Below are 19567 nucleotides of genomic sequence, written 5' to 3'. Positions count from 1 at the left end.
TTCTGCGCGGGAACGATGCTGTCTCGACTGCGCCGCCGGGTCGAACTCATCGGCCGGGCCCGGTCAGCGCTGGTCGGGCTCCTGCGGGCGCTCGGTGTCCGGGCGCGGCGGAACCCGGTAGATCTCGGTCGGTCCGGACGACGGATCGGCCGCCGGCGCCTTGTCCAGGGTGACCGGCGCGACCCGAGGCAACTCGCGTTCGGCCGGGCCCTGCGGCGGGGCCGCGCCCGGGCCGGTGCGGTCGCCGACGATCGGCTGGGGCCCGGTGGGCCGGTCGTCGTCGGCCGGCGGCGCCCAGGCCGCGGCCGCCGGGTATCCCCCGGGGTAACCGGTCGGGGCCGGCGGCGACCAGGGCGTCGAACGAGCCGGCCCGTCGGCGGTCCACACCGGATCCGGGGCCGGGGTCACCGGCCGAGCCATCACCGGGTATCCCTCGAGGTCCGCACGCCCGGTCGCCGCGACCCGGGTGGTCCGGTTGCCGATGTCGGCCCCGACCACGTAGGCGGCGATGGCCACGACGGCCTGGATGATGCCGAAGATGGTCAGCAGCACCGCACCCAGTCCCTTGCTGACCTGGGCGGTGGTCAACATCTCCACCGGTCCGGTGGTGCCCAGGGAGATCAACGCGCCGACGGCGCCGCCGACCGAGACCGCCGCGACGGCCAGCCGGGACCACTCGCTGCCCGGCAGCAGCGCGGCCAGGGCCAGCAGCCCGCCGATCAGCAGCAGGATCGGCACGTACCCGGGTCCGACGGAGTAGACGGACAGGCTTTCGTCGAGCCGGGGGGACGTGACCTGTGGCAGGAAGCCGAAAATGAAGTTCAGTCCCCCGAGCACGGCGATGGCCAGGCCGAACAGCTTGGCCGCGCCCAGGTCGCCCAGGGAACGACCGGGCGCCGCGGCCGGCGGGTTCACCGTCCCGCCCGGCGCGCCGGGGCCGGCGGACCAACCGGGGTGCTGGGGTGCGGACGCCCAGGTCGGTGCCGATGGCGTCGGGGCCGCCGGCCGGTCGGGGCCGGGCGGTGCCCAGGCCGCGCCGGGTGGGGTGGCGCGGTAGTCGCCGGGGCCGGTCATCTCAAATCACTCCTCGCTCGCCGCGGTCGTCGATCACTGTCGTCGAGCGGGCTCGTCGATCGATGTGTCGATCAGGGTGGTGGTGCTCCCGATCGAACCTACCGACCGACGACCGCGGCGGGCCGGAGGTCAGCCGATCGCGGCGCGCAGCAGCCGGGCCGTCTCGGACGGGGTCTTGCCGACCTTGACGCCGACCGCCTCAAGGGCTTCCTGCTTGGCCTGGGCAGTGCCGGCCGAGCCGGAGACGATCGCCCCGGCATGGCCCATGGTCTTGCCCTCGGGCGCGGTGAACCCGGCCACGTACCCGACGACCGGCTTGCTCACGTTGTCGGCGATGAACGCGGCCGCACGCTCCTCGGCGTCGCCGCCGATCTCGCCGATCATCACGATCGCCTCGGTCTCCGGGTCCTGCTCGAACGCGGCCAGCGCGTCGATGTGGGTGGTCCCGATGATCGGGTCACCGCCGATGCCGATCGCCGTGGAGAACCCGAGATCGCGCAGCTCGTACATCATCTGGTAGGTCAGCGTGCCCGACTTGGACACCAGGCCGACCCGGCCCGGGCCGGTGATGTCGGCCGGGATGATGCCTGCGTTGGACTTGCCGGGGCTGATGATGCCCGGGCAGTTCGGCCCGATGATCCGGGTGGCGTTGCCGGTCTTGACCGCGTACGCCCAGGCGTAGGCGGTGTCGTGCACCGGCACCCCTTCGGTGATCACCACGGCCAGCCCGATCTGGGCGTCGATCGCCTCGATGATCGCGTCCTTGGTGAACGCCGGCGGCACGAACAGCACGGAGACGTCGGCCCCGGTCTTGTCCATGGCCTCGGCCACCGAGCCGAACACCGGCTGCGCGGACCCGTCGAAATCGACGGTGGTGCCGGCCTTGCGGGCGTTGACCCCACCGACGATGTTCGTGCCGGAGGCCAGCATCCGCCGGGTGTGCTTGGTGCCCTCGGAACCGGTCATGCCCTGCACGATGACCCGGGAGGACTCGGTCAGAAAGATCGCCATCGGTTTCTCAGACTCCCGTGCTCGTGCTGTTCAGGGCGGCCGCGCCGGATTGGTGGGCCAGCTCGGCGGCCTTGTCCGCGCCCTCGTCCATCGTCTCGGCCTGGATGACCAGCGGGTGGTTCGCCTCGTTGAGGATCGCCCGACCCTCCAGCACGTTGTTGCCGTCCAACCGGACGACCAGCGGCTTGGTGGCCTCGTCACCGAGCATCTTCAGGGCGCCGACGATGCCGTTGGCCACCGCGTCGCACGCGGTGATGCCGCCGAAGACGTTGACGAACACCGCCTTGACGTCCGGGTCGGACAGGATGATCTCCAGCCCGTTGGCCATCACCTCGGCGCTGGCGCCGCCGCCGATGTCCAGGAAGTTGGCCGGCTTGACCCCGCCGTGGGCCTCACCGGCGTAGGCGACGACATCGAGCGTGGACATGACCAGGCCGGCGCCGTTGCCGATGATGCCGACGTCACCGTCCAGCTTGACGTAGTTCAGACCCTTTTCCTTGGCCGCGACCTCCAGCGGGTTCTCCGCCGCGGTGTCGGCCAGTGCCGCATGCTCCGGGTGCCGGAAGTCCGCGTTGGCGTCCAGCGAGACCTTGCCGTCGAGCGCGACGACCTTGCCCTCGCCGTCCTTGACCAGCGGGTTCACCTCGACCAGGGTGGCGTCCTCGCCGACGAAGGTGTCCCACAGCCCGACCAGCACGGCCTCGACCTGGTCGACGACGTCGGCCGGGAACTTGCCGGCAGCGGCGATCTCCTTGGCCTTCTCGGCGTCGACGCCGGTCAGCGCGTTGACCGGGATCCGGGCCAGGGCGTCCGGCCGCTCCTCGGCCAGCTGCTCGATCTCCATGCCGCCGTCCTTGGTGGCCATGGCCAGGAAGGTCCGGTTCGACCGGTCCAGCAGGTAGGAGACGTAGTACTCCTGCGCGATCTCGCTCGCCGGGGTGATCAGCACCTGCCGGGTCACGTGGCCCTTGATGTCCAGGCCCAGGATGTTGCCCGCATGGGTGCGCACGTCGTCCAGGGTGGCGGCGAACTTCACGCCGCCGGCCTTGCCCCGGCCGCCGATCTTCACCTGCGACTTCACCATCACCGGCACGCCCAGCTCCTGGGCCGCGGCTACCGCTTCCTCCACGGTGCGCGCCACCCGGCCGGCCGGAGCGGGCACACCATGCGCGACGAAGAGTTCCTTCGCCTGGTACTCGTACAGATCCACGTCGTCTCCCTCACCGGGGCGGTCGGTCGTCCACTGGCCCGGCGCGAACCCGGAATGCGGGCGCCGGAGACCGTCGCAGTCACCCTAGCGACCGTCTCGGGCCACTCGGCGCGGTGGCGGTGAGACCTGGCCCACGTTCGCCCCGGCTCGGCCCTGTGGCCCGGCCCGGCTGGGGCTTTAGGGTGGTTCCGTGGACGTCCGGGTCGGCGCGTATGCGGTCATCGTGCGAGACGGGGACCTGCTGCTCACGCACTGGAACGAGAACGGGCGCACCGGCTGGACGTTGCCCGGCGGGGGCCTGGAGGCCTACGAGACGACCGAGCAGGCCGCGGTGCGCGAGGTGCAGGAGGAGACCGGGTACGAGGTCGAGCTGCGCACCCTGCTGGGCGTGGACTCGCTGTTCCTGGAGCCCGCCGACCGCATCGTGCCCGGTGACGGACCGCTGCACGCCCTGCGGGTGATCTACCTGGCCCGGATCGTCGGCGGCGAGCTCACCCACGAGGTCGGCGGCTCCTCCGACGAGGCCCGCTGGGTGCCGTTGGACGGCGTCGGCGAGCTGGCCACGCTCTCCCTAGTGCCGACCGCCATCGATCTGCTGCTGCGCCGGCTGGCCGGCGGCCGGGCCGACTGAGCGGCGCCGGCGGCCCGCTACTGCGCCGCAGCCCGCCGGCGGGCGACGGCGGCCTGTACCCAGCTGACGATCTCCCCGGTCGGTGCGCCCGGGGTGAAGATCCCGGTCACGCCCAGCGCGGCGAGCTCGTCCATGTCCTCGGCCGGGATGATGCCCCCGCCGAAGACGATGATGTCGGCGGCGTCGGCCTCCTGCAGCAGTTCGACGACCCGGCGGAACTGGGTCATGTGGGCGCCGGAGAGCACGGACAGGCCGACCGCGTCGGCGTCCTCGGCCAGCGCGGCGGCGACGATCTGCTCCGGCGTCTGGTGCAGCCCGGTGTAGATGACCTCCATGCCGGCGTCGCGCAGGGCCCGCGCGACGATCTTGATGCCGCGGTCGTGGCCGTCCAGCCCGGGTTTGGCCACCACCACCCGGATCTGGCCCTGGACGGGTGCCCGATCGTCGCCGGCTGCTGACACGGTCATCCCCTGCTGCCCTTCGGTTCGACAGGATCCGGTTGCGGGCGCCCGTCGGCGCCGCCGGCCGGCCACGGTGACCGGGTCCGGACACCGGCCGCCGAGCGCGCGTCGACGGCGGCGACGCCCAGCAGCACGATCACCAGTACCACAATGGCCCAGAATCCGGCGGCCAGCGTGAATCCGGGCAGGCCGCGGACCACGCCGGGCACCAGCAGCGGCTGGGCCAGCACGGTCGCCGCGGCCACCGGCGCGGTCGCCGCCACCAGCGCCGACCGGGTCGTCGCCCCCAGCCACAAGCCCAGCCAGCCGCCGACCGCCAGGGCCCAGAACGCCCAGGTGTCCAGGTCCAGTCCGTGCAGCAGGCTCGGGGCCGAGGAAACCCCCAACCCGCTGTAGACGGGCAGGGCCAACGCCACCGGGACGGCGACCGACCCGGCGACGGCGATCCACCGGCGGGCGGCCCGGGAGGCGGCCAGGCTGTCGTCGTCGACGACCTCGGGCGAGGCCTGCTCGGCCCGGCGGTGACCGGTCGCGGCCAGCACCGCGGCGGCCACGGCCAGCGCGGCGCCCACCGACATCAACCAGCCCCCCGGCCCGATCGTCCAGGTGTGGGTGATGCCGGTCGTCGACCCCGACGAGGTCGCCGAGACCAACGAGGTCGCCCAGAACGCCCGGCCGAGCGCGTAACCGGCGCCGGCCCAGACGATCATCAGCCCGGTGCGCCCGACCACGGCCGTGGCCGGCACCAGGGCGAGCACGGCGGCCAGGCCCACCGGGATGGCCGCGATCAACAGGGGAAGGGCGGCCGGCGCCAGCAGGACACCGGAGACCTCGTCCGGCGGCGCCCCGTCCAGGTACAGCAGCGAGGTCTGCGACGCTGCGCCCAGGGCCGCCGCCGCGGCCAGCGCGCAGATCGCCGCGATCAGCGTCGGCGTCGCCGGCGAGGCCAGCGTGTCCGAACCGCCGGACCGGCCGACGGCCCGGCGGGCCAGCAACCCGGCGGCGGCCAGCAGGGCGGCCCCGGCCAGGGCCCACCAGACCACTGCGGACAGACCGGTCGGCGCCCCGGCGACGACGGCGACGACGGCGGTCAGCGAGGGAACGGCCGCGGCCAGGGCCGTCCCGCCGAGCAGGGCCTGAGCCACGTCCCGGGGCAGCGCCGCGGCCACCAGCACGGCACCGGCGGCGATCACCGACAGCACCACCGCGGCCGCCAGCCCGCTCACACTGGTGCCGAACGGCAGCACCCGCAAGGCCAGGTAGCCGCCCTGGTAGGGGATGTCGAGATTGCCGACGAGCAGCAGCACGGCGCCGAGGAAGCCGACCCCGAGCATCGGCAGGTTCAGTCGTCGGCGTCCGGGCGGCGGTTCCAGTGCGGCCGCCGGGACGCCCGGATCGGCCTCGGCCGCCGAGACCGGGTCCGGCGGGGGGCCGCCGAACAGCGCGTCGCCGCGCCGCTCGTCCCGCTCCCCCACCTCGGCGGCCAACCGCCGGGCGGCCAGCACCCCGACCACGATCATCAGCAGGTCGGCGCCCAGCAGCACCCATCCGCCGGCCGCCGCCGCGAACGGGCGGGCCCGGTCGGTGGTTTCGACGAACAGCTCGGGCCGCGAGACCCGGTCGGTCTCGGCGACGACGGCCAGGTCGGCCAGCAACCGGGCGATCCCGATCAGCCCGGCGCCGGCCGTCGCGGCCACGCCGAGCACCGGCCGGACCACGGCCAGGATCAGCGCGAGCAGCCCCGGCAGCACCGCGGCCCAGCCGGCGATGGCGTAGGCGGAGACGGCGGCGCCGTCCGCCGGGTGCACCACCGGGAGCACCGGGGTGGCCGCGACCACCACACCGGCGGCCAGCAGCAGCGAGGCCAGCATGGCCGCCCGGTTGCGGGCCGCGGCCTGAGTCCGATCAGCGCCGGTCACGGCGCTCCCGAGCGGGCCGGGCCGGAACGGGCGCACCGTGGGCGCGGACGGCGCAAGCGGGCTGCATCACGGTGCCGACGGTAGCAACTGAGTCCGACAAGTCCGGTGTTCGTGGCCGGTCCACTCGTGGGCGATGATCGTCGGGTGATTCCGGTGCTCGGCTACGCCATCCTCGCCGCGGGGCTGGTGCTCGCCCTGTGGACCGGAATCCAGGCGGCGCGCCGCCGGCCGACCAGCGAGGCCCAGATGGTCGGGGCGATCGTGGTCGAGGTGGCCCTGCTGGTGCAGGTGGTGATCGCGCTGATCCAGCTGTTCGGCGGGCACGACGTCGCCGAACCGGTCACCTTCGTCGCCTACTCGATCGGCGTCCTGCTGGCCCTGCCGCTGGGCTTCTACCTGGCCCGGGAGGAACGAACCCGCTGGGGGTCGGTCTGCCTGTGCTTCACTGCAGTGGTGGTCGCGGTGATGATGCTCAGGCTCCTGCAGCTGTGGCAGGCCCCCGTTGGCTGAGTCACGCGCCGTCAACGAGGACCGGGACGGCCGGGCCGCGGACGCCGACGACGCGCCGCCCACCGGACCCCGTCGCCTGCTGATCGCGCTGTACCTGGTGTTCGCGGTGGCCGCGACCGCCCGCGGCGTCGTGCAGATCGCCACCAAGTTCGACGGGGCGCCGCTGGCCTACGCGCTGTCGCTGTTCTCCGGGGTGGTCTACATCGCCGCCGCGGTCGGGCTGATCACCGACCGCCGCTGGTCCCGCCCCCTGGCCTGGGCCGCGGTCGGCACCGAGATGGCCGGCGTGCTGATCGTCGGCCTGCTATCGATCCTGGACTCGACCGCGTTCCCGCACGACACCGTCTGGTCCCGCTTCGGCGCCGGCTACGGCTACGTGCCGATCATCCTGCCGGTGCTGGGCCTGATGTGGCTCTGGCAGACCCGGCCGATCGCCGCCCGCGACTGACCCGGCGGCCGGCCCCGGACCGCTCAGATCCGGGCCAGCAATTGCTCCAGGTTGCGCGTGATCCGTTCGATCGGGGCGGCCGTGGGCGCGGTCGAGGCGAACCGCTGCCCCTCGGCCGAGGCCAGGAACGCCTGGGCCGCCTCGGCCGACGGGCGCAGGTGATAGCCGGTCTCCAGCCAGAAGCCGTTGCCGTACCGGTCCAGCTCGACCAGCGGATGAGCTCGGCCGAAGAAGGTGTTGGACGCGTAGGTCCGGATGCGCGCGATCACGTTCCGGCCGCCCTGGTCGCCGACCGAACCGAAGTGCACATGCTGCATCGCCCGCAGCGTCTCGGTGTCGTACCGGATGTCCAGCACGATGAAGCCGGTGTCGCTGTCCGGGTCGTACCCGACCGCCGGGACGTCCACGGCGGTGACGATCTCGAACCACCACGCGTTGTTGTACTCGACGAAGAACGGCAGCGGCATCCGCGAGTCGTCGGACAGGGTCGTCTGCAGGTAGCCCTGCGCCAGGTCGTAGTGCTCGGGCCGGAAATGCCGGTCCCGGTACGACTGCGCGAACGCCTGCATCAGGGCCAGCCGCTCGGCCGGATCGATCGACATCGGCGGATCCTACGGCCGGCTCAGAGCTTGGTCATCGGCACGCCGCCGATGAGCATCAGCCGGACCTTGCCGGCGGCGCCGAAGTCGATGGTGGCGGTGGCCCGCTGCCCGGCCCCGTCGACGGCCAGCACCTTGCCCAGGCCGTACTTGTCGTGCGAGACCCGGTCGCCGACGGCGAGTTCCAGCGCCGGCCGGGCACCCAGGGTGGGTCCGCGCCGGGCGCCCGCCCGGGACGGTGAGTTCGACCCGAACCGGCTCGCCGTCACCGGCGCCGAGCGGCCCCCGAAACCCGAACCGGACCCGAACCGGGACCCGGAGCGCCCGCCGAACCGGCCGTAGCCGTAGTCGCCCTCGAAGTCGCTGTCGCCGATGAAGCCGCCGGCCCGGGCGTCCGCGTCGGTGCGGCGCCACTCGATCAGCTCGGCCGGGATGTCGTCCAGGAACCGGGACGCCGGGTTGGCCGCGGGTTGACCCCAGGCCGAGCGCATCATCGCCCGGGTCACGTACAGCCGCTTCATTGCCCGGGTGATCCCGACGTAGGCCAGCCGGCGTTCCTCGGCCAGCTCAGAGTCGTCGCCCAGCGCCCGCTGGTGCGGGAAGATGCCGTCCTCCCAGCCGGTCACGAAGACCACCGGGAATTCCAGGCCCTTGGCCGTGTGCAGGGTCATCAGGGTGACCATGCCCTCGGCGGAGTCGGGCACCGAGTCGGCGTCGGCGACCAGCGAGAGCTGCTCGAGCACGGCCAGCAGCAGATCCCCGGCGTCCGGCGGCACGTCCTCGTCGGCGCTCGGCCCCGGCTCGGCCGGCGCGTCGGCACCGTCCCCGGGCTCGGGGCCGGCGTCGGCCGCCAGCCCCAGGGCAGCCAGACCGCCGCCGGCGAGCAGGGTTTCGGTGGTCTCGCGGAGCACGCTGACCAGCTGGTCCAGGTTCTCCAGCCGGGATCCGTCCTGCGGGTCCTCGGAGTTCTCCAGCTCGGCCCGGTACCCGGTGCGTTCCAGCACCGCGGTGAGCAGGTCGGCCGGCTCCATGCCGAAGCCGACCTCGGACCGCAGGCCGGCCAGCAGTTCGGCGAACGAGGACAGCGAGTTGGCCGACCGCGCGGCCAGTCCCGGGATCTCGCCGGTCCGCTGCAGGGCCTCGCCGAAGCCGATCCGCTCCCGTTCGGCGAACACCGACACGCACGCCTCGGCCCGGTCGCCGATGCCACGGCGCGGGGTGTTCAGGATGCGGCGAAGGTTGATCTCGTCGTCCGGGTTGGCCACCGCGCGCAGGTAGGCCAGGGCGTCCTTGACCTCCTTGCGCTCGTAGAAGCGCACCCCGCCGACGATCCGGTACGGCATCCCGTTGCGGATGAACACGTCCTCCAGCGAACGGGACGCCGAGTTGGTCCGGTAGAACACCGCGACGTCGCCGAAGACCGCCTCGCCGGCGTCGACCAGCGCGTCGATCTCCTTGCCGACGAACTGCGCCTCGTCGTGCTCGTTGTCGCCGACGTAACCGGTGATCCGGGTGCCGCCGCCCTGCGCAGTCCACAGGTTCTTGGCCCGCCGCTGCGGGTTGCGGGCGATGACCGAGTTGGCCGCGGACAGGATGGTCTGGGTGGAGCGGTAGTTCTGCTCCAGCATGATCGTCTGCGCGTTCGGGTAGTCCCGTTCGAACTCGACGATGTTGCGGATGGTGGCGCCGCGGAACGCGTAGATGGACTGGTCGGCGTCACCAACCACGACCAGCTCGGCCGGCGGGACCTCGCTGGCCGCGGCCCGGACCAGCTCGCCGTCCGCGGTGCGCACCTCCTGCTCGTCCGCGGTGCCCCCGACGAGGGCCTTGACCAGCAGGTATTGGGCATGGTTGGTGTCCTGGTACTCGTCGACCAGCACGTGCCGGAACCGTCGGCGGTAGTGCTCGGCGACCGCCGGATGACGCTGCAGCAGGAACACCGTCTGCATGATCAGATCGTCGAAGTCGAGCGCGGAGGCGGCCCGCAGCCGCTCCTGGTAGCCCTGGTAGACCTTGGCGACCAGGGTCGCCTGGTCGGAATCGGCCCGCTCGAGCGCGGTCTCGGGGTCGATCAGCTCGTTCTTGAGGTTGGAGATCGACGCCGCCAGCATGCGGGCCGGGTACTTCTTGGTGTCGATGTTGAGCCCGCCGGCCACCAGCTGGGCCAGCCGCTGCGAATCGGCCTGGTCGTAGATGGTGAACGTGGTCTTCAGGCCGATCTGGGTGGCCTCGGCCCGCAGGATCCGCACGCACATCGAGTGGAACGTGGACACCCACATCGACCGGCCCCGGCCGCCGACCAGATCGGTGACCCGGTCCTTCATCTCGCGGGCGGCCTTGTTGGTGAAGGTGATCGCCAGGATCTCCCCCGGCTGGGCGCCGCCGACGGCCAGCAGGTAGGCGATGCGCCGGGTCAACACCCGCGTCTTGCCCGAGCCGGCCCCGGCCACCACCAGCAGCGGGGCGCCGCGGTGCTCGACCGCCTCCCGCTGCGGCGGGTTGAGCCCGTCCAGCAATTCGGCGGCGCGTTGCCGAGCGCGCTCCCGCGCCCGGTCGGCCGGCGGGGGCGTGGGCTCGGAGAGGCCGAAATCGGCGGGAAGGTCGAACAGGCTCGTCATGACGGTGCTCACGCTACCCGCCGCCCCCGACAGCGACGGCGCACCGCGCGAAGCCGCGCACTCGATCACCTGTTCGGGTGCACCCCGCCCACCCCCCTTGGTGTTGATCATGGGAAGGGTGCGGTGATGGCGCGCCGAAAACGGCATTCTGGCCATGATCAACACCAAGGAGAGGGGGCGCGCCCTCGGGGGGTGGCCGGGCGGCGGGGTCGTGTGGTCTACTGATCGCGTGTCCAGCCACGCCGACTCCCGCCGCCCGCAGCGGCCCGAGTTTTTTTATGGGTACCGGATCCCGGTGCCCGTCGAAGGCTGAACCACCCGCCCAGACGACGCCCCGAGGTCCACGAGACCCGGGGCGTTTTTCGTGCCGGCCGATCGCGGACGAGGGGCAAGGAGGATCATCATGACCAGTGCCCTGACCGCCCCGCAGTCGACCGAGAGCAAGCTTCCGGTGCATCTGCGGACCAGATCGACCATCACGGAGCCGGACATCGTCGCCAGCGAAACGCCCGAGGAAGTGCCCGTCCCGGACAGTCAGGAGGGGATCGACGAGCTGCGCGTGGAGATCGACGAGATCGACGCCAAGCTGGTCGAGCTGATCCTGCGGCGCACCGCCATCTCGCACGCGATCGGCCGGGCCCGCAAGAGCCTGGGCGGACCGAAGATCGTCTACAGCCGGGAGATGGCCGTGCTGGAGCGCTTCCGCGCCCTCGGTCCGGCCGGCACCGACCTGGGCATGATGCTGCTGGCCATGGGCCGAGGCAAGCTCGGCCGCAAGTAGTCGGCGCCGGGTTCAGACCAGCCGGCGGTCGGAGGCCCACCGGGACAGCTCGTAGCGGTTCGACTTCTGGGTCTTGCGCAGCACGCTCGACACGTGCGTCTCGACCGTCTTGATCGAGATGAACAGCTGCGCGGCGATCTCCTTGTACGCGTACCCCCGGGCCAGCAGCTTGAGCACCTCGCGTTCGCGGGGCGAGAGCAGGTCCAGCTCGGGGTCGGTGATCGGGGCCGGCGAGCCCCGGTCGGAGAACGCGTCCAGCACGAACCCGGCCAGCCGCGGCGAGAACACCGCGTCCCCGGCGGAGACCCGGACGATCGCGTCCGCGAGTTCCCGGCCGGAGATCGTCTTGGTGACGTAGCCGCGCGCGCCGGCCCGGATGACGGCGATGACGTCCTCGGCGGCGTCGGACACCGACAGGGCCAGGAACACGACGTCGGGCAGCTTGCTGTGGACCTGCTCGAGCACCGAACGGCCGCCCCCGTCGGGCATGTGCACGTCCAGCAGGACCACGTCGGGCGGGTTCGAGGTGATCCGGACGACCGCCTCCCCGACCGACCCGGCCTCGCCGACGACCGCGATCCGATCGTCGCCCAGGCCGGCCAGTTCGGCCTTGACTCCGGTCCGGAACAGGGCGTGGTCGTCGACGACGAACACGCTGACGGGCTGGCTCATGAGCTGACATCCCCTTGTCGCTGGCTGGCGCCGGGCGCGGGTTCGGCGCCGGTCTCGCGATCACGCACGGGCATGGTCAGTTCGATCTCGGTGCCGTCGCCGGGCGCGGACCGCACGGTCGCGGTGCCACCGTGCCGTTCCATCCGACCACGGATCGACTCGGCCAGACCCCGCCGGTCCGATCCCACCACGGATTGATCGAAACCGATGCCCCGGTCCCGGACGAACACGCTCGCGGTGCCGTCCTCGATCTCGGCGTACACGCTGACCTCCTCGACCTGCGCATGCTTGGCCGCGTTGACCATCGCCTCCCGCGACGCCGCGACCAGCGCGTTGAGGTGCTGATCCATGCCCGCGTCGCCGACGATCACTGGTGTGACCGCCAGGTTGTAGGTGTCCTCGACCTCGCCGGCCGCCTCGGCCAGGCTGGCGGCAAAGGTCTGGTCGACCGGCGCCGGCGAGTCCGCGGTGCCGTGCCCGGCGGCGTACCCGGCCGGCCCGTACAGCCACGTGCGCAGCTGCCGCTCCTGGCTGCGGGCCAGCCGCAGCACCTCCTTGCTGTCCCCGGCCTGCCGCTGGATCAGGGCCAGCGTCTGCAACACCGAGTCGTGCAGGTGCGCGGCGATCTCGGCCCGCTCCTTCTCCCGGATGCGGCCCTGCCGCTCGTCGCCCAGGTCCCGGACCAGGCGCACCCACCAGGGGATGGTGATGACGGCGACGCCGACCAGGGTCAGCACCACGGCCAGCAGCGCCGACTGCACGGCGGTGAAGTCGACCTGACCCAACGCGAACACCGACAGCCCGCCGACGACGAGCACGCAGCCGCCGATCAGCCGCCACCAGGACGCCCGGCTCGGGCCGACGATGCCGGCCGCGCTGCGCCGCCAGCGGGCCCGGCGGGCGTCGTCGGCCTCGCGCCAGATGAAGGCCGCGCCGATGGCGGCCAGGCCCAGCGGGCCGAGGACCACCCCGAGCGAATCGCCCAGGCCCAGGGCGGCCACCACGATGAGGATGGCCACCCCGACCGCGGCGATGCCCAGCGCCTGCCGGCGTTCGACCGGGCTCGGCGGCTCCGGCGCGGGCGCATCCGGCGACGCCTGCGGGACGAAGATCCACAGCAGCCCGTAGGCCAGCACCCCGGCGCCGCCCATCAGGGCCAGCAGCACGAACGCGACCCGCACCCACAGCACCCGCACCCGCAGGTGGTCGGCGATGCCCCCGGCCACCCCGCCCAGTACGCGGTAGTCGCGGCGGCGGCTCAGCTTCGGGATCCCGTCGGCGGTGTACCGGCTGCCGACCGGGACCCGGGGGGAGGCCGGCGCATCGACCGCAAGGTCGGGCCGGGACGCCCCCGCGAGGTCGGGCCGGGACACCCCCGCCGGGTCGGGGGTGACGACGGGAATGGGCTGGGTGGCCGGCTCGCCGGCCCGATCCGGGATCGGTCCGGCGGCGGGAGCGTCGGCGGAGGGGGCGGCCGGGTCGGTGGCCTGGTCGGCGGCCACCTCGGGCGGGCGCTGGCCCGTCCGGGCGGCGCGGCGCAACGCAGGCATGGATTTCACCTCTCCAGAGTCACACGAGAGTGGCCTCAGTGGTATGCGGGTTCACCCTGGATCGGGGAACCAGGGTGATCCCCGATGGTGGTCGACCGGCCCGGCCGCGCACGCTGGTAGCCATGAGCACAGCACACGAACAGCCCGCCGGGCCCGGCGCCGCCGGCGGAGACTGGTGGTCGCGGCGCCCCCGTCGTTCGGGCACTGACCGCAAGATCGCGGGTGTGGCCGGCGGCATCGGCCGGGTCTTCGGGGTCGACCCGGTCCTGATCCGGGTTGCCTTCGTCGTCCTGACCATCTTCGGTGGCTTCGGCTTCCTGCTGTACGTGCTGGGCTGGCTGCTGCTGCCCGCCGACGGCGACGAGGTCTCCCCCGCCGAAGCGCTGCTCGGCCGCGGCCGGTCGGCCACGCCGCCGATCGTCGCGCTCGCCCTGGCGATCGTCGCGCTGATCTCCGTGCTGTCGATGTTCTCCTGGGGTCTGCCGTTCTGGCCGCTGGTGATCGCCGGCGTGGTGGTCGTGCTGATCGTCCGAAACAAGAGCCGTTCCTGCGCCAAGGGCAGCACCCCGCCGTGGGTGGACCAGTGGTCGAGCAAGGCCGCCGAGACCGGCCGGTCCTGGGGTGAGCAGGCCGAACAGTGGGTGGCCCGCCAGCCGTGGTCCGGGTCGACGGACGCGGCCGGTTCGAGCGGGCAGTCCGGCCCGCAACCCGCCGCCTCGCCGTTCGACCGGCCCGCGTTCTGGGACGAGAAGGCCGACGGGACCCCGCCGGCGGAGCGGGTCAACCTGCGCAAGGACGAGCCCGGCTCGCCGACCGCCGGGCCGGCCCAGCCGCCGGCCTGGGATCCGCTGGGGGTCGCGCCCTTCGCCTGGGACCTGCCCGAACCGGCGGCCCCGCCGCCACCGCCGGCCCCTCGCCAGCGGTCGGTGATCGGCCGGGTCACCCTCGGAGTGGTGCTGCTGGTCGGCGGCCTGGCCACGGTCGGCATCCTGCAGGGCTGGTGGGCCCTGAGCTGGGCCGGGGTCGCCGCCCTCGCCCTGGCCGTCGTCGCCGTCGGCCTGCTCATCGGCTCGCTGCGCGGCCGGGGCGGCTCGCTGATCGGGCCCGGGATCTTCCTGTCCCTGGTGACGCTGGCGCTGACCATCACCGGGATCAACGGCACCACCGGCTACGGCCAGCAGACCTGGGTCCCGACCACGGTCGCCGCCGCCGAGCAGGACTTCGTCCTCAACGGCGGGCAGGGCACGCTGGACCTGCGGCAACTGTCGGTCACCCCCGGCCAGAGCGTGGACACCGAGGTGACCGTCCGGGCCGGTCAGGCCACCGTCATCGTGCCCGCGGACGCCAACGTCAACCTGACCTGCTCGGCCAATGCCGGCGAGATCGACTGCCTGGGCCAGACCCAGGACGGCCTGCAGCAGGAGGTCAGCACCACCCAACGGGGCTCGTCGGACGAGGGCACCATCAATCTGACGGTGCACGTCGGAGCCGGCCAGGCGACGGTGCGCCATGGCTGAGTCCACCACCACGACCGGACGCCGGCGCGGCGTCAACTGGATCGGACTGCTGTTCTCGCTGGCCTTCCTGGCCGTCGCGTCGGTCGGCTTCACCGGAAACCCGTTCTGGCTGTTCACCGAGTGGACCAAGTGGGTGGTCGCCGGGATCGTGGCCGCCGTCGGGATCGGGCTGCTGCTCACCGCGCTGCCCGGTCGGGGCCGCCAGCCCCGCTGACCGAGCAATCGACCGGCCCCGCCTCCGGGAGGCGGGGCCGGTCGGCGTCTGCGCCCGGGGTCAGCCCGCCCCGACCACCCGCGCCGGCCCGGGCCCGCCGACGGCCGACCGCCCGACCAGCAGGGCCAGCGCCCCCAGCCCGGTCGCGATCACCGCGGTCCCGGCCAGGGCCACCCCGGAGGCCGGGTCGCCCAGGCCGACCAGCGGCGCGGTCACCGCGCCCAGCGCGAACTGGGTCAACCCGAGCAGGGCGGACGCCGAGCCGGCGATCCGGCGATGCCGGTCCATGGCGATCGCCGACGCGTGCGGCAGCGCGAAGCCGACCGCGGACACCATGACGAACAGCGACACCAGCACCATCGCCAGACCCCACCCGGCAGCCACGGTCACGGCCAGCAGCATCGCCCCGAGCAGACCCTGGACGACCCCGAGGGACAGCAACCACAGCGAGCTGACCCGGCGCAACAGCAGCCGGCCGACCTGGGTCGCGGCGACGATGCCCAGCGCGTTGAGCGCGAAGCACGCGCTGAACCACTGCGCGGACAGACCGAACCGGTCTTGCAGCAGGAACGGCGACGCGGAGATGTAGCCGAACATCGCGGCAGTGACCAGGGAGCCGGCCAGCACACAGCCGACGTACCCACGGTCGCGGACCAGAGTGCCGAACGCCCGGCGGGTGGCGCCCAGGCCGCCGGCCGAGCGCCGCGACGGCGGCAGGGACTCGCGGATGACGAAGAACGCCAGCACCAGCAGCACCACCCCGATGCCGGCCAACACCCAGAACACCGTCCGCCAGGTCCCCACCCGCAGGATCTGCCCGCCGATCACCGGGGCCAGGATCGGCGCCAGCCCGTTGATCGAGGCGACCGCGGCGAAGAACGAGGCGGCCGCCTTGCCGGTGAACAGGTCGGCGATCACGGCCCGCCCGATGACGATCCCGGCCGCTCCGGCCGCGCCCTGCACCAGCCGCAGCCCGATCAGCAGCGTCATCGACGTTGTCACCGCGCACAGCGCGCTGACCAGCGCGAACAGGGCCACCCCCAGCAGCAGCGGGCGGCGGCGGCCCAGCCGGTCCGAGAGCGGGCCGGTGATCACCTGGCCGACGGCCAGCCCGATGATGCAGGCGGACAGGCTGAGCTGGGCGGCCGCGGCGGTCGAGTTCAGCTCCCCCGGGAGCACCGGCAGGGCCGGCAGGTACATGTCCAGGCACAGCGGCCCGAACGCCGACAACGACCCGAGGGCAACGATCAGCCAGACCCGCGACCGGCCGGCCGCGTGCTCGTCCCGGGTCACCGCCGGGCGCTCACTCCCACTCGATGGTGCCCGGCGGCTTGCTGGTGATGTCCAGCACGACCCGGTTGACCTCGCTGACCTCGCCGGTGATCCGGTTGGAGATCCGGGCCAGCAGGTCGTAGGGCAGGCGGGACCAGTCGGCCGTCATCGCGTCCTCGCTGGAGACCGGGCGCAGCACGATCGGGTGGCCGTAGGTGCGGCCGTCGCCCTGCACCCCGACCGAGCGCACGTCGGCCAGCAGCACGACGGGGCACTGCCAGATCTGCTCGTCCACCCCGGCCGCGGTCATCTCCTCGCGGACGATCGCGTCGGCCGCCCGCAGCACCGCCAACCGTTCGGCGTCGACCGCACCGATGATCCGGATGCCCAGGCCGGGTCCGGGGAACGGGTGCCGCTTGACCATCGCCGCGGGCAGGCCGAGTTCGGCGCCCAGGGCCCGGACCTCGTCCTTGAACAGCGCCCGCAGCGGCTCGACCAGCTGGAACTGCAGGTCGTCGGGCAGGCCGCCGACGTTGTGGTGGGACTTGATCGTCGCGGTGCCGGTGCCGCCGCCGGACTCCACCACGTCCGGGTACAAGGTGCCCTGGACCAGGAACTTCACCCCGCCCTCGGCCGCGTTGATCTCCGCGGCCGCGGTTTCGAAGACCCGGATGAACTCGCGGCCGATGATCTTGCGCTTGGTCTCGGGCTCGGTGATGCCGTCCAGGGCGGCCAGGAACCGCTGCTCGGCGTCCACGGTCACCAGGTGGATGCCGGTGGCCGCGACGTAGTCGCGCTCGACCTGCTCGCGCTCCCCGGCCCGCAGCAGGCCGTGGTCGACGAACACGCAGGTCAGCTGGTCGCCCACGGCCTGGTGCACCAGCGCCGCGGCGACCGCGGAGTCGACCCCGCCGGACAGCGCGCAGATCACCTTCTCGGTGCCGACGACCGCGCGGACGGCGGCCACCTGCTCGTCCAGGATGCTCTGCGGGTTCCAGTCCGGGATGATGCCGGCGACGTCGTACAGGAAGCGCCGCAGGACGTCCTGGCCGTGCTCGGTGTGGGCCACCTCGGGGTGGTACTGGACGCCGGCCAGCCGCCGGTCCAGGTTCTCGAACGCGGCGATCGGGGTGTCCGGGGTACTGGCGGTGACGGTGAACCCGTCGGGGGCGGCCGACACCGCGTCGCCGTGGCTCATCCAGACGGTCGCCCGGGCCGGCAGGTCCCGCAGCAGGGTCGCGTCCGGAGCGCCGACGGACAGGTCGGTGGCGCCGTACTCGCGGCGGCCGGTGCGGGCGACGGTGCCGCCCAGCGCCCGGGCCATCGCCTGGAAGCCGTAACAGATGCCCATGACGGGGATCTCGGTGTCGAACAGAGCCGGATCGACGGCCGGCGCGCCGTCGGCGTACACGCTGGACGGGCCGCCGGACAGGATCACCGCGGCCGGCTCGCGGGCCGCGATCTCGGCGACGGTCGCGGTGGAGGGCACGATCTCGGAGTAGATGTTCGCCTCCCGGACCCGGCGGGCGATCAGCTGCGCGTACTGCGCCCCGAAATCGACCACCAGCACCGGGTTCGGATGGGCGGCGGGCTGGTCGGGCACGGCGGTTGCCTCTCGCTGGTGGGGCCTCGCGGGTGGACGACACACCGGTGGCAGGTCACAGGTGGGACGTCGCCGGTGCGAACGCGGAACCGGCGGAGTCTATCGAAGCCCGCTGGTCCGCCGATCGCGCTTGGGACGCCGCAGCCCGGCCGCGGTGAGCCGCCGCACCAGTTCCCGGGCCTCCACCGGCACCGCGCCGGCCCCGATCAGCGCCTGGTACCGCTCGTCGGGCACGTCGTAGTGGTCGTGGTCGAACCCGCGCGGTGGGATGCCGTTGGCCGCGGCGAACGCGTGCAGTTCGGCGTAGGAATGGTCGCTGACCAGGTGCGACCAGCGCCGGCCGTGGGCCGGCCAGCGTGGCGGATCGATCAGCACGGTCACCGGATGAGCGTAGAGCGCATCATGGCGACGTGACGTCGACGACGCAGGAACGCCCCACCGAGGTCGGCCCTCGCCGGTCCCGGGTGTGGCGCGGCGGGGCGGTGGTGGCCGCCGACGTGACGGTGGCCGAGATCACCGAGCAGCTGGAGGGCGACGAGGCGACCCGGGCCTGGTGGTGGGTGCCGCGCACGGCCGAGGCGCTGCGGCCCACCGCCGAGCTGTTCGCCCTCGACGGTCTGGCCGTGGACGATGTGCTCTCCGACCGGGAGCCGCCCAAGCTCGACACGGTCGGCCGCACCGTGCTGCTGATCGGCGCCCTGGTCTCGTTCGATGCCGGTGCCGAGGAGCTGCGCCGGGATCGGGTGGCGGTGCTGGCCACCGACCGGATGCTGGCCGTCGTCGCCGACGAATCGGCCGGCGCCGCGCTGACCCGGCGGCTGGCCGAGAACACCACGGTGCTCAGCGCCGACGGGGTCGCCGCCGGGCTGCACCTGCTGCTGGACACGATGGTGCACTCCGAGACCAAGACGCTGCTGGCCATGGAGGACGCCGCCGACGAGCTGACCACGTCGCTGTTCGACGACAAGCCGATGAACCGCGCGGACCAACTGCGCGCCTTCCGGCTGCGCCAGTCGATCGCCGCGCTGCGCCGGGTGAGCGCGCCGATGGCCGAGATCCTGCTCGATCTGTCCGGCGCGGCGGCCCGCGCGGCGGCCGACGACGACCCGCTGGCCGACCTGCTGCACGGCGGGGTGATCCGCCGGATGCAGGACGTCTGCGACCACGCCCAGCACGCCGCGGCCGAGACGAACACCCTGCGCGAGCTGCTCAGCTCGGCCTACGAGACGAACCTGGCCCTGTCCGACGTGCACCTGAACGTGATCATGAAGAAGCTCTCGGCCTGGGCGGCGATCATCGCCGTGCCCACCCTGATCACTGGGTTCCTCGGGATGAACGTGCCCTACCCGGGTTTCGGCGACGGGCAGGGCTTCCTGGCCGGGCTGACGGTCATGGTGCTGGCCGTGCTCACCCTGTTCGTGCTGTTCAAGCGCAAGGGCTGGCTGTAAGCCCGCGAGCTGATCGCCGGGCCCGGACG

General features: G+C 73.0%; 19 protein-coding genes. 7 read left to right on the top strand and 12 right to left on the bottom strand.

Features of this window, described 5'->3' with window-relative positions:
* Positions 1-63: 63 nt before the first annotated feature.
* The 3 genes from NAMU_RS06320 to sucC all read right to left on the bottom strand — a co-directional run bounded on the left by NAMU_RS06320 (position 64) and on the right by sucC (position 3295).
* On the bottom strand, positions 64-1074 hold the full coding sequence (locus NAMU_RS06320; protein ID WP_015746581.1) for a DUF5336 domain-containing protein: 1011 nt from the start codon (positions 1072-1074) through the stop codon (positions 64-66).
* 129 nt (positions 1075-1203) lie between these two features.
* On the bottom strand, positions 1204-2085 hold the full coding sequence (gene sucD, locus NAMU_RS06315) for a succinate--CoA ligase subunit alpha (protein WP_015746580.1): 882 nt from the start codon (positions 2083-2085) through the stop codon (positions 1204-1206).
* 7 nt (positions 2086-2092) lie between these two features.
* Positions 2093-3295 (bottom strand): ADP-forming succinate--CoA ligase subunit beta, encoded by a 1203-nt coding sequence (gene sucC / locus NAMU_RS06310; protein ID WP_015746579.1) that lies wholly within the window; start codon positions 3293-3295, stop codon positions 2093-2095.
* A gap of 190 nt (positions 3296-3485) precedes the next feature.
* Between sucC and NAMU_RS06305 the strand changes: the two genes are divergently transcribed.
* Positions 3486-3926: an NUDIX hydrolase gene (locus tag NAMU_RS06305; RefSeq protein ID WP_015746578.1), complete on the top strand. Its 441-nt coding sequence runs from the start codon at positions 3486-3488 to the stop codon at positions 3924-3926.
* A gap of 17 nt (positions 3927-3943) precedes the next feature.
* Here NAMU_RS06305 and NAMU_RS06300 read toward each other — a convergent pair whose 3' ends face one another.
* Together NAMU_RS06300 and NAMU_RS06295 are read right to left on the bottom strand one after the other, a co-directional pair.
* The gene (locus NAMU_RS06300; RefSeq protein ID WP_015746577.1) at positions 3944-4393 is read right to left on the bottom strand and encodes a cobalamin B12-binding domain-containing protein; all 450 of its coding nucleotides are present in this window, start codon (positions 4391-4393) and stop codon (positions 3944-3946) included.
* Positions 4390-6306, bottom strand: a complete 1917-nt coding sequence (locus NAMU_RS06295; RefSeq protein WP_015746576.1) for a hypothetical protein — start codon at positions 6304-6306, stop codon at positions 4390-4392. The genes NAMU_RS06300 and NAMU_RS06295 overlap by 4 nt, the downstream gene beginning before the upstream one ends.
* 144 nt (positions 6307-6450) lie before the next feature.
* On the opposite strand from NAMU_RS06295, the gene NAMU_RS06290 reads away from it, so the two are divergent.
* Complete coding sequence (locus tag NAMU_RS06290; RefSeq protein WP_015746575.1) at positions 6451-6816, top strand: hypothetical protein; 366 nt, start codon at positions 6451-6453, stop codon at positions 6814-6816.
* Between the two features lie 76 nt (positions 6817-6892).
* Positions 6893-7264 (top strand): hypothetical protein, encoded by a 372-nt coding sequence (locus NAMU_RS06285; protein ID WP_086008623.1) that lies wholly within the window; start codon positions 6893-6895, stop codon positions 7262-7264.
* Between the two features lie 23 nt (positions 7265-7287).
* On the opposite strand, the gene NAMU_RS06280 is transcribed toward NAMU_RS06285, so the two are convergent.
* Together NAMU_RS06280 and NAMU_RS06275 are read right to left on the bottom strand one after the other, a co-directional pair.
* The gene (locus tag NAMU_RS06280; protein WP_015746573.1) at positions 7288-7866 is read right to left on the bottom strand and encodes a hypothetical protein; all 579 of its coding nucleotides are present in this window, start codon (positions 7864-7866) and stop codon (positions 7288-7290) included.
* 20 nt (positions 7867-7886) lie between these two features.
* Positions 7887-10481 (bottom strand): UvrD-helicase domain-containing protein, encoded by a 2595-nt coding sequence (locus tag NAMU_RS06275; protein ID WP_015746572.1) that lies wholly within the window; start codon positions 10479-10481, stop codon positions 7887-7889.
* 403 nt (positions 10482-10884) lie between these two features.
* Between NAMU_RS06275 and NAMU_RS06270 the strand changes: the two genes are divergently transcribed.
* The gene (locus NAMU_RS06270; RefSeq protein WP_015746570.1) at positions 10885-11262 is read left to right on the top strand and encodes a chorismate mutase; all 378 of its coding nucleotides are present in this window, start codon (positions 10885-10887) and stop codon (positions 11260-11262) included.
* Between the two features lie 12 nt (positions 11263-11274).
* On the opposite strand, the gene NAMU_RS06265 is transcribed toward NAMU_RS06270, so the two are convergent.
* Together NAMU_RS06265 and NAMU_RS06260 are read right to left on the bottom strand one after the other, a co-directional pair.
* A complete protein-coding gene (locus NAMU_RS06265; RefSeq protein WP_015746569.1) occupies positions 11275-11934 on the bottom strand; it encodes a response regulator in 660 nt (219 codons plus the stop codon).
* Positions 11931-13484: an ATP-binding protein gene (locus NAMU_RS06260; RefSeq protein ID WP_083785722.1), complete on the bottom strand. Its 1554-nt coding sequence runs from the start codon at positions 13482-13484 to the stop codon at positions 11931-11933. Before NAMU_RS06260 ends, NAMU_RS06265 begins: the two co-directional genes overlap by 4 nt.
* Positions 13485-13606: 122 nt before the next feature.
* Here NAMU_RS06260 and NAMU_RS27075 point away from each other — a divergent pair, with 122 nt between their 5' ends.
* Both NAMU_RS27075 and NAMU_RS06250 read left to right on the top strand, forming a co-directional pair.
* Positions 13607-15001, top strand: a complete 1395-nt coding sequence (locus tag NAMU_RS27075) for a PspC domain-containing protein (RefSeq protein ID WP_015746567.1) — start codon at positions 13607-13609, stop codon at positions 14999-15001.
* On the top strand, positions 14994-15215 hold the full coding sequence (locus NAMU_RS06250) for a hypothetical protein (RefSeq protein ID WP_015746566.1): 222 nt from the start codon (positions 14994-14996) through the stop codon (positions 15213-15215). Before NAMU_RS27075 ends, NAMU_RS06250 begins: the two co-directional genes overlap by 8 nt.
* Positions 15216-15275: 60 nt before the next feature.
* Here NAMU_RS06250 and NAMU_RS06245 read toward each other — a convergent pair whose 3' ends face one another.
* From NAMU_RS06245 to NAMU_RS06235, 3 genes are all read right to left on the bottom strand, one after another.
* A complete protein-coding gene (locus tag NAMU_RS06245) occupies positions 15276-16508 on the bottom strand; it encodes a Bcr/CflA family efflux MFS transporter (RefSeq protein ID WP_015746565.1) in 1233 nt (410 codons plus the stop codon).
* A 10-nt stretch (positions 16509-16518) separates the two neighbouring features.
* Positions 16519-18090: a glutamine-hydrolyzing GMP synthase gene (gene guaA / locus NAMU_RS06240; protein WP_015746564.1), complete on the bottom strand. Its 1572-nt coding sequence runs from the start codon at positions 18088-18090 to the stop codon at positions 16519-16521.
* Between the two features lie 99 nt (positions 18091-18189).
* The gene (locus NAMU_RS06235; protein ID WP_015746563.1) at positions 18190-18471 is read right to left on the bottom strand and encodes a DUF4031 domain-containing protein; all 282 of its coding nucleotides are present in this window, start codon (positions 18469-18471) and stop codon (positions 18190-18192) included.
* A 29-nt stretch (positions 18472-18500) separates the two neighbouring features.
* Here NAMU_RS06235 and NAMU_RS06230 point away from each other — a divergent pair, with 29 nt between their 5' ends.
* Positions 18501-19538, top strand: coding sequence for a magnesium transporter CorA family protein (locus NAMU_RS06230; protein ID WP_041368500.1), 1038 nt, complete (start codon positions 18501-18503; stop codon positions 19536-19538).
* Positions 19539-19567: the final 29 nt, after the last annotated feature.

It is taken from the genome of Nakamurella multipartita DSM 44233 (genome assembly GCF_000024365.1).
In the GTDB taxonomy this organism is placed as follows: Bacteria; Actinomycetota; Actinomycetes; order Mycobacteriales; family Nakamurellaceae; genus Nakamurella; species Nakamurella multipartita.
Note: the sequence above shows the minus strand (reverse complement) of the source record. Positions and strands in the feature narration are given on the sequence as shown.